Genomic DNA, 11,878 nt, shown 5'->3' on the forward strand with positions numbered 1-11,878 from the left:
AGGCGCCCCATGACGCCCAGCACGAGAGCGCGCGCAAGCTATGGATCGGCCTCGCGGAGATGCCGCGCGGCACGGTGACCGTGGACGAGGGCGCGAGCAGGGCCGTGTGCGAGCGCGGAGCCTCGATCCTGCCGGTTGGTGTCACCGGTGCCGTGGGGGAGTTCAGGAGCGGCGACGTGGTGAACGTGACGTGTGGTGACGCGCTCATCGGCAGGGGCGTCACGCGCTACTCGTCCGACGACATCCAGCGCGTGCACGGCCTCAAGCTCGACGTGATCTCGAGGTTCATGCCGGAAAAGGCGGGCATCCCCGTCATCCACCGCGACGAGCTGCTTGTTTTCTAGGGGGGAAGATGGAGCTGAGCCTCGACGAGATAGAGCGGGTTGCGGCGGACGTCGTTGCGCGCGGCGACCTGCCCACGCTCGGCCAGGAGCCTTCGCGGACCTATAGGCTGGGCATCATGGGCGGAACGTTCGACCCCATCCACAACGGGCACCTCGTTGCCGCGGAGCAGGCCTTTGACGACCTGGGGCTCGACACCGTGGTGTTCATGCCCGCCGGCCGTCCCGCGTTCAAGCAGGACAAGCAGGTCAGCGCCGGCGAGGACCGCTACGCGATGACGCTCCTGGCCACGTCGGACAACCCGCACTTCCTTGCGAGCCGCTTCGAGGTGGACAGGCCGGGCATAACGTACACGGCGGACACGCTAGAGAGGCTCCGGGCGATCTACCCCGAGAACGTGGAGCTGTACTTCATAACCGGCGCGGACGCGATTGCGGACATCGTGAGTTGGCGTGAGGCTGGCAGGATGGCGTCCCTGGCGAGGTTCGTGGGCGCCACGCGCCCGGGGTACGACCTCGGACGCGCCAAGAGCGCGATAGCCCGTTCGGGCCTGAGCTTCGACGTCACCTACCTCGAGGTGCCTGCGCTGGCCATCTCATCCAGCTATCTGCGCGAGCGCGTGCGCAGGGGGCAGAGCCTCCGCTACCTCACGCCCGACGCCGTGACTGGGTACATACACAAGCACAAGCTCTATGGGGCCAACCAGCTTGGCTATGGCTCCAAGGGCGCGGAGGGTCGTGAGTAGCGCATGAGGGAGCCAACGTACACGCCTGCGCAGCAGGCGGAGATCAAGAAGCTCGAGCATGACGTGACGGAGCGCATGCGGGACGTCAAGCCAAGGCGGTTGGCGCATTCGCTGTCGGTCGCGAAGACGGCGGAGGGCATGGCGCTCGAGTACGGCGTCGATCCCTACCTGGCGCGCGTCGCCGGCATCCTGCACGACTGGGATAAGGTCGTGCCCGACGAGGAGCTCGAGGCGCGTGCGGCATCCCTGGGAATCGACTTTGGCGTGGACCTCTCCCTCGTGAGGCCGCTCCTGCACGGCGTGGTCGCGGCAAGGGAGCTTCCCGAGCTATATCCCGAGCTGCCGAGGGAAGTGTTTCTCGCCATCGCGAGGCATACCACAGGTGCCGCGGACATGACGCCCCTCGAGGAGGTCGTCTTCGTGGCCGACGGCATCGAGCCGCTCCGCAAGTCGTCGCCGGGGATCGAGCGCGTGCGCGCCCTGGTGGGCAAGGCGCCGCTCGACGACGTGTACTACGAATCGTTCTGCGGAGGCCTCTCGTACGTGATCGACACGAGGCGCTACCTCTATCCGGGGACGCTCGACATCTACAACAAGCTCGTCCTGCGGCGCGCGCAGTCGCGCTAGGCGGGAAGAAGGGAACTCACATGGCCGAATCTCTTGACATGGCAAAGGTCGCCGCGGCGGTTGCCGACGCTAAGAAGGCGCAGGACATCGTCCTGCTGGACCTGCGCGACCTGACGGACGTCTGCGACTACTTCCTCATCTGCACCGCGCTGAACAACCCCCAGATGGACTCCGTGGTGGAGGAGATCAAGAAGCGCGTGCTCGAGGAGTGCGGGACCAAGCCGCTCTCGATAGAGGGCCGCGGCGGCTCCGGATGGCTCCTGATGGACTACGGCTCGCTCGTGTGCCACGTCTTCAAGCCCGAGACCAGGGACTTCTACCGCCTCGAGAACCTCTGGGGCGACGCGCCGCGCGTTGAGCTCGAGCTGGGGCAGTAGAGCGCACGTCATGCGCCGGGCGTCAGCTCTCGTCCGGCTTGTTCATGGGCGAGGTGTCCGAGGCGTCTCGACCGATCCTGAGGTCTCGGCCCATGCTGAGGGCGTCGCGGCCGAAGCGGGCCCGCACCTCGTCAGCGGCCACCGAGAGCGCCCTGAGGTCTCGCCTTGGCTTGGCGGCGTCTGCGCCCGTCGCCGCGTCCTTCTCGCCCGCGTCGGGCGAGAAGAGCTCGAGCCTCTGCTGGTGGGGCCTTGCGGGGCCAAAGCCGCTCACGGCCACGCCCACGAGGCGCACGGGCGTGCCAGGCTGCCAGATGCCTGACAGGAGTTCTACGGCCGCCTCGCCAAACACATGCTCGTCGTCCGTGGGACCGTCCAGCTGGCGCTGGGCGGTCCTCGTCTTCTTGAGCGAGAAGCGCAGCTTGAGCGTCACCTGCTGGCCCCTGAGGCCCTTGCGGCGCAGCCGCGTGCCCACGAGCGAGCTCACCATCCTGATGGCTGCCGTGACGTCCTCCTCGCTCGAGAGGTCGTGGGCGAAGGTCCGCTCGTTCGAGACGGACTTCACCTCGGCGGGCGCGGCCTCGGCCCGCACGGCAGACACCTCGCGCCCGGCCGCCCGCTCGACGAGCCGCGGCCCCTGTATGCCGAAAGCCCTCCGCATGCGGTCCTCGTCCTGGCGCGCGAGGTCTCCAAGCGTACGGATGCCCATGTCGCGAAGGCGCGCCTCCGTTGCGGTGCCCACGCCGCTCATGGCGCCAACGGGGAGCGGCGCCAGAAACTGCGCCTCGGTGCCGGGGAGCACGACCGTCATGCCGCGCGGCTTCTGGCGCTCGGAGGCGATCTTGGCGACGGTCTTGTTGATCCCGAGGCCGATGGAGCAGGTTATGCCGAGCCCGGCCACGCGGCGCTGTAGGCGCCGGCAGATGGCGATGGGGCTCTCGCGCGAGTAGCGTCCGGGTGTGACGTCGAAGAACGCCTCGTCGATGGAGACCTGCTCCACGAGCGGGGTCTCGTCGAGGATGAGCGACATGACCTCATGCGAGAGCTCGCGGTAGCGGTCGTAGTGCCCGCGGGTCCATATGGCGTTGGGGCAGAGGCGCTCCGCCTGCCACGAGGGCATCGCGGAGTGCACGCCAAAGCGCCTGGCCTCGTACGAGGCGGTCGAGACGACGCCGCGGCGGTCCGCGGAGCCGCCCACGATGACCGGCTTCCCGCGCCAGTCGGGATGGTCGAGCTGCTCCACGGACGCGAAGAACGCGTCCAGGTCCAGCAGTCCGATGGCCTTGCCGGACCAGGGGAGCGTAGCGCCGCCCGAATCCCTCGTCATGTCTCGCTCTCGTACCATGAAAAGGATTATAGGGCGGCGTGCCGCAATGTTGCCGTTGGCTGGTGGCTTATAGGTTGACCGTGAAGGTGGTGCCCGACTCGGCTGTGCTCGTGCAGGCGATCGAGCCGCCATGGGACTCCGCGATGCCCTTCGCTATGGCGAGGCCAAGGCCAAACCCGCCCTGTCCGTCGCTCCTGCTGCGCGCCTTGTCCGAGCGGTAGAACCTGTCGAAGATGTGCCTGAGGTCATCGGGCGGGATCACGTTGCCGCGGTTGTTGACCTTGAGCACGCAACCCTTGCCCTTACCCCTGCGGGCGAGCGTGACGGAGACCTTGGAGTTCGTGTCCGCGTACTTGACGGCGTTGTCGATCAGGATCTTGACGAGGCGCTCGAGCCACTCGGAATCGCCCTTGACGTGGATGCCCTCGGCAACGTCCTCGTCGATGGTGATGCCGCGCTCGAAAGCCACCGCGTCGAACTCAAGGGCCGCCTCGCTCACGAGGTCCGAGAAGTCGACGTCATCGTGCTTGAGGGCGTCCGTTATGCCCGCGGAGCTCTCGTCGGCGCGCGCGAGCTGCAGGAGGTCGTTCACGAGCGCCTTCATGTGGCGCGACTCCTCGGCGGTGCTGTCGATCCAGCGCTTGCTCGATGCCGGGATGGACTCGTCCTTCTCCAATATCTGCGTGTTGGCGAGGATGACGGCAAGCGGGGTCTTGAGCTCGTGCGAGGCGTCCGCGACGAAGCGCTTCTGCTGCTCCCAGGCGCGCTGGACGGGCCTGAGAGCCCAATCCGCCAGGAACCAGGTGATGACAGAGAGGACGAGAAGCCCGAGGGCGATGATCTCGAGGTCGCGCACGAGGGTGTTCTGGAACGTCGAGTCGACGGCGGAGGTGTCCACCAGGGCGATCCTGATGCTGCCCGTAGGCGTGGTGGCGGACTTCCAGGAGACGTGGTTCTGGCGTATCGTCCCCTGCGTCTTGTTGGACTTGAGCACGAGATTGATGACGTGCTTGAGCACGCTCGTGTTGATGTTCACGGGCGCGTCACTCGTCTGGAGGATGACTCCCTCGGAGGAAATCTCGATTCCGAGGGCCAGCATGTTGCCGTGCTGCCTGCCGTCGCCGGGCTCGTGCTGCGCGCCGATGACGGGGACGGAGTCGATGCTGCCCTCGAGGTTACGGTCGAGCGCGTCGTTGATGAGCGACTGCTGGTTCACGTACGTCGAGTACAGCGACATGCCGAGAACGCCCGCGAGGACAAGCCCCACGAGCGTCATGACGATAAGCATAAACTTGCGCTTGAGTTTCTTTATCATGTGCGGTTACCGCCGCTACTCCTCGTCGAACACCTCGAGCCTGTAGCCGAGCATGCGAAGCGTCGTGATCTGCACCTTAGAGTGGACGTGGTTGAGCTTCTTGCGCAGGAACGACACGTAGGCCTCGACGGAGTTCTCGGATGCCTCGGCGTCGGCGCCCCACACGCGGGTGAGAAGGTCCTGCTTCGACACGACGCGGGCGTTTGAGCTCATCAGCATCTTGAGGACCTCGAACTCCTTGCCCGAGAGGTGCACCGTGTGCGGGCCGCAGGTGAGGTCGTGCGTCTCGAGGTCGAGCGTTATGTCTGCGAACGAAACGGTGTCGATGACGACGTCGCCCTGCCTGCGGGTGAGCGCACGAAGCCTCGCGAGAAGCTCGGGGGCCTCGAAGGGCTTGGTCATGTAGTCGTCGGCGCCCGCGTCGAGGCCCTCGACCTTGTCCGTCGTGGACGTCCTGGCGGTGAGCATGAGGATTGGGATGGAGTTGCCCTTGTGTCGGAGCTCCTTCGTGATCTGGATGCCGTCCAGCCCGGGCAGCATGACGTCCATGATCACCGCGTCGTACAGACCGCTCTCCGCAGCGGTGAGGCCGGTGTTGCCGTCATACACGGCCTCGCAGTTGAATCCCGCGTCCGAAACGATCCTCACGATTGCGTCCGCCAGGTTCCTCTCGTCCTCGACAACCAGAACGTTCATGTGGCTTCCTCCTTTGGAAAGCTGAATTCCGTGGTTCTAGTAGCAATATAGGCACGGGTGCTTAATTGGGTCTTAAAGTTCGTACCCGCCATTTTGCGTGCAAAAAGGCTTCACAAGGTTCACAGAAACGACACCTTGATGCTTTCGTGGGGTGTCGTATCATATAGAGTCGCTGATTGCAGCTATGCGGCGCACAAACTCAACTAACCCCGGCGCCGCGCGTGTAAAGGAGTTTTGTTTTGGCAGTTAAGATTCGTCTCGCCCGTCACGGTGCAAAGAAGCGTCCGTACTATCGCGTCGTCGTCGCCGACGGCCGCATGCCCCGCGATGGTCGTTACATCGAGCTCGTTGGTCGTTACAACCCGCTGACCAGCCCCAAGACGATTGACCTCGACCTCGAGAAGATCGACGAGTGGATCGCCAAGGGTGCCCAGCCCTCCAACGCCGTCGCTCACCTGATCGACATCGCCCGTTCCGACGCTCCCGCACCCGAGAAGAAGCAGAAGCTCTCCAAGAAGGCCGCAGCCAAGGCAGCCGCAGCCGCCGAGAACGCGGAGTAGCCATCGTGTCCGAGGAAATCGAAGACGTCGATTCCCTGGACCAGCTCTCTGACGACTCCGAGGAGCTTGCCTCCGACAAGGTTGCGGACCTCGTCGAGTACATCGTCTGCGGCCTTGTGACGAACGAGGACGCCGTATCTCTCGACGTGACCGACAGCGAGGGCTCGGCCCTCATCGAGGTCTCCTGCGCCGAGGAGGATGCCGGAAGGATAATCGGCAGGAGGGGACGCACCATCAAGGCCATCCGCACGCTCGCTCGTGCGCTGGGCTCGAGGGTCGGCACCTCCGTGGAAGTAGAGGTTCTGGGCTAGACGTCTCGTGCATAACGAATACAGAGCCATAAGCCGTGTGATCAAGGCCCACGGCAGAAGGGGGGAGGTCGTGACGGTTCCCGTTCACGGCCTTCCTTCGATTGTGAGCAAGGGCCTCGAGGTCTGCGTCGTGCCACCCGAGCTCAAGGGACCACGCTGGCGCAAGGTGCTTGCAGCCGATGGGGGCGAAAGGGGCCAGCTCGTGCGCCTCGAGGGTGTAAACGACCTCGAGGCGGCATCGAAGCTCGTGGGTAGGACGCTCCTCGCGCGTGTTGAGGACCTGCCCAACGGGTTCGAGCGCTCCGACGTCGACTGGCTGATGGGTCGCGACGTGACGGACGAGAGGCTCGGATACCTTGGCAGGATCTCCGAGGTCATCGTCGGTCCCGCCAATGACGTCTGGACCGTCGAGGGTCCCTACGGCGAGGTAATGGTGCCCGTCGTGGACGAGTTCGTGCTCGAGACCCCGCGACGGGGGTCGATAGTCGTGAGGGTCCCCGACGGGACCGTGGGGAGTGACGCGCGTTGAGGTTCGAGACCCTATCCGTCTTCCCGCAGGTTTTCGCGCCCTATCTCGATGAGTCGATCATGGGCCGCGCGCAGTCCAAGGGGATACTCGACTTCGAGGCATACAACCTGCGGGACTGGACGCACGACCGGCACAATACGGTGGACGACGCGCCGTTCGGCGGCGGGCAGGGCATGCTCATGAAGCCGGCGCCCATCTTCGAGGCGATACGTGACATATCGCAAAGGGGGGCCTCCGCTCCCCACGTCGTGTTCTTCTCGCCCTGCGGACGTCGCTACGACGAGGCCTGCGCTGAGCGGCTCTCGCACATGGACCGGGTGCTTTTGGTGTGCGGGCGGTACGAGGGCATGGACGAGCGAGCCTACGAGCTGGCTGACGAGGTCTTCTCGCTCGGCGACTACGTGCTCACGGGCGGAGAGCTCGCGGCGCTCGTCGTGATCGACTCGGTCGTGAGGCTCCTGCCTGGCGCTCTCGGTGACGAGATGAGCGCGCGGGACGAGTCTTTCAGCGACGGGCTGCTCGAGTACGCGCAGTACACGCGTCCGGCGGACTTCGAGGGCAGGCGCGTACCCGACGTCCTGCTCTCAGGTGACCATGGTGCCGTGGACGCGTGGCGACGCCGGAGCGCGCTTGAGCGGACGGCTCGCTGGAGGCCCGACCTGCTCGAATCGGCCGACATGACCGAGGAGGAGCGCGAGTTCGTGTCCGGCATCCTCGACGGGGAATACGGGAAGGACGATTGATGGCGTCAACTGAACAGAAGGAGCAGGGCAAGAGGATCCCGGGTTGGCTCGAGTGGGTCATCACGATTGCCATCGGCGTGGGCCTCGCGCTCTTCGTGAGGGCCTTCGTCGCCGAGGTGTACATCGTGCCGTCGGGCTCCATGCTCGACACGATCCAGGAGGGCGACCGCCTGGTGGGCGAGAAGGTCACCTACAGGACGTCGAGCCCAAAGCGGGGCGACATCGTCACGTTCGACGATCCCGACAAGCCCGGGACCACGCTCATCAAGCGCGTGATTGCCGTGGCGGGCGACACCGTGAACCTCAAGGACGGATACGTCTACGTCAACGGGAAGAAGCTGAGCGAGTCCTACACCGAGGGCAAGCCCAGCTATCCGCTGGAGCAGTACTCGAGCACCCTGAGCGAGGCCATCAGCTACCCGTACAAGGTGCCCGAGGGACACATCTGGGTGATGGGCGACAACAGGACCAACTCCCTGGACTCCCGCTACTTTGGCGCGGTGAGCACAGATTCGGTATCATCAAGGGCCGTGTTCATATTCTGGCCGTTCAAGGACGCGCGCGGACTCTAGCGCGTGGGCACACATACGATGGGAGCAGACAAGCACATGAGCGACAAGCCGCTTACGTTTCAGGAGATAATCCTGACGCTCGAGAAGTACTGGGCAGAACAGGGGTGCACCGTGATGCAGCCCTACGACAGCGAGGTAGGCGCCGGCACGTTCCACACCGCGACGCTGCTGCGCTCCCTTGGTCCCCAGGCGTGGAGGACCTGCTACCCGCAGCCCTGCCGCCGTCCCGCCGACGGACGCTACGGCGACAACCCCAACCGTCTGCAGCACTACTACCAGTTCCAGGTGCTGCTCAAGCCCTCCCCGGTCGACTCGCAGGACCTCTACCTTGGCTCCCTGGCCGCAATCGGCCTCGATCCCAACGACCACGACGTCCGCTTCGTCGAGGATGACTGGGAGAGCCCGACTCTCGGCGCGTGGGGCCTCGGCTGGGAGGTCTGGCTCAACGGCATGGAGGTCACGCAGTTCACGTACTTCCAGCAGGTCGGCGGACTCGAGGTCGACCCGGTTCCCGTCGAGATCACGTATGGCCTCGAGCGCATCGCAATGTACGCGCAGGGCGTCAACTCCGTGTATGACCTCGTATGGAGCTACCTGCCCGACGGCACGCCCATGACGTACGGCGACGTCTTCCACGAGAACGAGTTCGAGTTCTCCACGTACAACTTCGAGGTCGCCAACGTCGAAATGATGCGCAACAAGTTCGACGACTACGAGAGGGAGTGCAACGCCTGCCTCGAGCGCAAGCTGCCGCTGCCGGCCTACGACTGCGTCATGAAGTGCTCGCACGCCTTCAACCTGCTCGACTCCCGCGGGGCCATCTCCGCGACCGAGCGCGCCAACTACATCCTTCGCGTCCGCACCATCGCGAAGGCCTGCTGCGAGGCATACCTCGCGGAGGTGGCCAGCAAGCAAGACGACAAGAACAAGAAGGGGGAGGTGGCCTAGATGGCAGAGACCCTGGACTTTCTGTTGGAGGTCGGTACCGAGGAGATGCCCTCCGCTCCTCTCATCCATGCGATAAAGCAATTTGGCCAGCTCGTCGGCAAGGGGCTTGACGAGGCGGGCCTAGCGCACGGCGAAGTGAGCGCCATGAGCACGCCGCGCCGCCTCACGGTCATCGTCAAGGACGTCGCGACCGCGACGGAGGAGGTCCACGAGGTCAAGCGTGGCCCCGCGGCCAACATCGCGTTCGACGCGGACGGCAACCCGACCAAGGCCGCCGCCGGCTTCGCGCGCAAGTTCGGCCTCGCCGCGACCGACCTGGTGAGGCGCCAGGACGCCGATGGCCGCGAGTACGTCTTCGCGGAGAAGAACGTGCCCTCCCAGCCCGCGCTCCCGATCCTGACCAAGCTGTCCGAGGACTCCATCGCATCGCTCGAGTGGCCCAATTACCGCTCGCAGCGCTGGGGCTCGGAGCACCAGACGTTCGTGAGGCCCATCCGTTGGATCTGTGCCCTTCTCGGCGAGACGGTCGTTCCCGTGAAGTACGCCGACGTCACGTCCGGCCACGTCACGCGCGGACATCGCGTCCTCGGTCCCGGCGAGCACCTGGTGAAGGACCCTGCGAGCTATGTCGAGACCTGCCGTAAGGCAGGCGTGCTCTTTGAGGACGAGCGACGCAAGGTCATCCTCGACGGGATCAAGAGGGTTGAGCAGGAGCGTGGCGGCGCCCACGTCGACACGCCCAAGAGGATCTTCGACGAGGTCGTGAACCTCACGGAGTACCCCTCGGTTCTCGTGGGCAAGTTCGACGAGGAGTTCCTCAAGGTCCCCAACGAGATCATCTGCGACTCCATGCTCTCCAACCAGCGCTACTTCCCGATCTACGACGCGGACGGAAACCTGACCCGCGAGTTCGTGGTCGTCTCCAACACCGCGCGCCGCAACGACGAGCGCGTCATCGACGGTAACGAGCGCGTCGTACGCGCGCGTCTCGATGATGCGAAGTTCTTCTATGAGGAGGACCTCAAGAAGCCTCTCGCGGACTACGTCGAGAAGCTCAAGGACGTCGTCTTCCAGGAGAAGCTTGGCACCGTGTACCAAAAGACCCTCCGAATGGAGAAGATCGCCCCCGAGGTCGCGCGAGAGGACGGTCAGGACGAGCGCGTCGTCAAGATGGCTGAGCGCGCCGCACACCTTGCCAAGGCCGACCTCGTGACCCAGGCCGTCGTCGAGTTCACGAGCCAGCAGGGTGTCATGGGCGGCTATTACGCAAAGGCCTCAGGCGAGCCGGACGAGGTCGCCGAGGCCATTCGTGACCACTATCGCCCCCGCTTCGCCGGTGACGACATGCCTGCCGGCGTAGTGGGAAAGTGCGTCGCGATCGCAGACAAGCTCGACACGGTCTGCGGCCTGTTCGCAATCGACGAGCCGCCCACCGGCTCCTCGGACCCCTTTGCGGTCAGGCGCTCCGCAATCGGCATCATCTCCATGCTCAGGACGATGCCGCAGGTCTCGCTCAAGAAGCTCATATCCGTCGCACTGGACGCGTATGCGGAGCAGGGGCTGGAATTCGACAAGGCGACCGTCCAGCACGAGGTGGAGAAGTTCTTCGCCGGAAGGCTCAACACCATCGCCCGTGACGAGAAGATCTCGCCCGATACCATCGAGGCCGTGTCGAGCGTGGGCGTCATCGATCCCGAGGAGTTCCTCGAGCGCGCCCACGCGCTCGAGAACGCTCGCAAGAACGAGCCGGAGCTCTTTGACGACCTTGCGACGGCATATGCCCGTGCTGCGCACCTTGGAGACAAGTCGCTCGGGACCGACGTCGACGAGTCGATCATGGGCGACGCGGAGAAGTCGCTTCTCGCCGCGTGTAGGAAGGGTGACGAAAGCGTGGAGGAAGCGCTTTCGAAGCGTGACTACGATGGTGCCTGCAAGGCTCTCGCCGAACTACGTGAGCCAATCGACCGGTTCTTTGATGACGTACTCGTCATGGACGAGGACACTGTGGTAAGGGAGAACCGTCTGAGGCTTCTCAACAGGTTCGCCGCGGTTTTCAACGGTGTAGCCAACATTGGCGCTCTCTCGAAGAAGAAGTAGGATTGGGCAGAGCAGTTCAACCGTTATGCGGGGGGTTATCCTCCGGCTAGGAGGTTTCGATATGGGAGACGAGGCTGGTATGGACGAGGACATCTTTGACGTGCAGACCCCTGTCGTGATCGTCATTTCCGACGCACGTGGAAAGACCGCGACCGGCGTGGTTGAGGCCGCGGCTGACCAGTTCAGCGAGGACAGCGTTACGATCAAAAGCATCGCCAACGTGAGGAGCCTCGACACCGTCGTCAAGTACCTGGACGAGAATCTCGAGGAGGGCATTCCCGTAGCAGTCTTCCACACGATCGTCGATCGCAACCTGCGCAGGGACATCCGTCGCGAGCTTGACAAGCGCGGTGTGCCCTCAATCGACCTTCTGGGACCCGCCATCACGGTGCTCTCGTCGCTCACGGGCGAGGAGCCGAAGCTGGTCGCGGGACGCCGCGTCGACAGCGAGGTTCAGGAGATTTAATCGCTAGTTCAACTTGTAGCGACTGTAAAGAAGTATTTTGCGTGCGGTGGTCGTTAGCGTCTGAGTGGATGCTAACGACCTTTTTTACCCTCAAATGTGTATTCGTGAACGATAAACCAATACTTGTGGATACAATAGGGTCGTTAGAGGTGCTGCGAGATTCGCAATCAGAGTGGTGCCAAAAGGACTAGGTGCACTATCGCACCGCGGGAAAACGATCAGGGGT

Annotated in this window: 15 protein-coding genes; 12 read left to right on the forward strand and 3 right to left on the reverse strand. The window is 64.3% G+C overall.

All coding sequences use genetic code 11. The annotated features are described in order from the left end of the window. The 4 genes from ACI38Z_RS00005 to rsfS all read left to right on the forward strand — a co-directional run. Positions 1-344: PUA domain-containing protein (locus ACI38Z_RS00005; RefSeq protein ID WP_439788136.1), on the forward strand; the 344-nt coding region annotated here is incomplete at its 5' end. An 8-nt stretch (positions 345-352) separates the two neighbouring features. Beyond that, positions 353-1,087, forward strand: a complete 735-nt coding sequence (nadD, locus tag ACI38Z_RS00010; protein WP_439788137.1) for a nicotinate-nucleotide adenylyltransferase — start codon at positions 353-355, stop codon at positions 1,085-1,087. Between the two features lie 3 nt (positions 1,088-1,090). Further along, a complete protein-coding gene (yqeK, locus tag ACI38Z_RS00015) occupies positions 1,091-1,714 on the forward strand; it encodes a bis(5'-nucleosyl)-tetraphosphatase (symmetrical) YqeK (protein ID WP_439788138.1) in 624 nt (207 codons plus the stop codon). A gap of 20 nt (positions 1,715-1,734) precedes the next feature. Continuing rightward, positions 1,735-2,091, forward strand: coding sequence for a ribosome silencing factor (rsfS, locus tag ACI38Z_RS00020; protein ID WP_439788139.1), 357 nt, complete (start codon positions 1,735-1,737; stop codon positions 2,089-2,091). Positions 2,092-2,113: 22 nt separating this feature from the next. Here the strand turns inward: rsfS and dinB are convergent, their stop codons facing one another. The 3 genes from dinB to ACI38Z_RS00035 all read right to left on the reverse strand — a co-directional run bounded on the left by dinB (position 2,114) and on the right by ACI38Z_RS00035 (position 5,426). Next, complete coding sequence (gene dinB / locus ACI38Z_RS00025; protein WP_439788140.1) at positions 2,114-3,415, reverse strand: DNA polymerase IV; 1,302 nt, start codon at positions 3,413-3,415, stop codon at positions 2,114-2,116. 67 nt (positions 3,416-3,482) lie between these two features. After that, the gene (locus ACI38Z_RS00030) at positions 3,483-4,730 is read right to left on the reverse strand and encodes a sensor histidine kinase (RefSeq protein WP_439788141.1); all 1,248 of its coding nucleotides are present in this window, start codon (positions 4,728-4,730) and stop codon (positions 3,483-3,485) included. 15 nt (positions 4,731-4,745) lie between these two features. After that, positions 4,746-5,426, reverse strand: a complete 681-nt coding sequence (locus ACI38Z_RS00035; RefSeq protein WP_439788142.1) for a response regulator transcription factor — start codon at positions 5,424-5,426, stop codon at positions 4,746-4,748. 239 nt (positions 5,427-5,665) lie between these two features. Here ACI38Z_RS00035 and rpsP point away from each other — a divergent pair, with 239 nt between their 5' ends. The 8 genes from rpsP to ACI38Z_RS00075 all read left to right on the forward strand — a co-directional run bounded on the left by rpsP (position 5,666) and on the right by ACI38Z_RS00075 (position 11,652). Beyond that, the gene (gene rpsP, locus ACI38Z_RS00040; RefSeq protein ID WP_439788143.1) at positions 5,666-5,986 is read left to right on the forward strand and encodes a 30S ribosomal protein S16; all 321 of its coding nucleotides are present in this window, start codon (positions 5,666-5,668) and stop codon (positions 5,984-5,986) included. Positions 5,987-5,991: 5 nt separating this feature from the next. Then, complete coding sequence (locus ACI38Z_RS00045) at positions 5,992-6,297, forward strand: KH domain-containing protein (protein WP_439788144.1); 306 nt, start codon at positions 5,992-5,994, stop codon at positions 6,295-6,297. A 37-nt stretch (positions 6,298-6,334) separates the two neighbouring features. After that, positions 6,335-6,826, forward strand: a complete 492-nt coding sequence (locus ACI38Z_RS00050) for a ribosome maturation factor RimM (protein ID WP_439788145.1) — start codon at positions 6,335-6,337, stop codon at positions 6,824-6,826. Beyond that, the gene (gene trmD / locus ACI38Z_RS00055; protein ID WP_439788146.1) at positions 6,823-7,569 is read left to right on the forward strand and encodes a tRNA (guanosine(37)-N1)-methyltransferase TrmD; all 747 of its coding nucleotides are present in this window, start codon (positions 6,823-6,825) and stop codon (positions 7,567-7,569) included. The genes ACI38Z_RS00050 and trmD overlap by 4 nt, the downstream gene beginning before the upstream one ends. Beyond that, the gene (lepB, locus tag ACI38Z_RS00060; protein ID WP_439788147.1) at positions 7,569-8,141 is read left to right on the forward strand and encodes a signal peptidase I; all 573 of its coding nucleotides are present in this window, start codon (positions 7,569-7,571) and stop codon (positions 8,139-8,141) included. Before trmD ends, lepB begins: the two co-directional genes overlap by 1 nt. A 36-nt stretch (positions 8,142-8,177) precedes the next feature. Continuing rightward, entirely contained in the window at positions 8,178-9,089 is a 912-nt protein-coding gene (locus ACI38Z_RS00065) for a glycine--tRNA ligase subunit alpha (RefSeq protein ID WP_439788148.1), read from the forward strand. Then, positions 9,090-11,186, forward strand: coding sequence for a glycine--tRNA ligase subunit beta (gene glyS, locus ACI38Z_RS00070; RefSeq protein ID WP_439788149.1), 2,097 nt, complete (start codon positions 9,090-9,092; stop codon positions 11,184-11,186). 61 nt (positions 11,187-11,247) lie between these two features. Continuing rightward, positions 11,248-11,652: a kinase/pyrophosphorylase gene (locus ACI38Z_RS00075; protein WP_439788150.1), complete on the forward strand. Its 405-nt coding sequence runs from the start codon at positions 11,248-11,250 to the stop codon at positions 11,650-11,652. The last annotated feature ends 226 nt before the right edge of the window (positions 11,653-11,878 follow it).

It is taken from the genome of Parafannyhessea sp., from assembly GCF_051876455.1.
Classification (GTDB): Bacteria; Actinomycetota; Coriobacteriia; order Coriobacteriales; family Atopobiaceae; genus Parafannyhessea.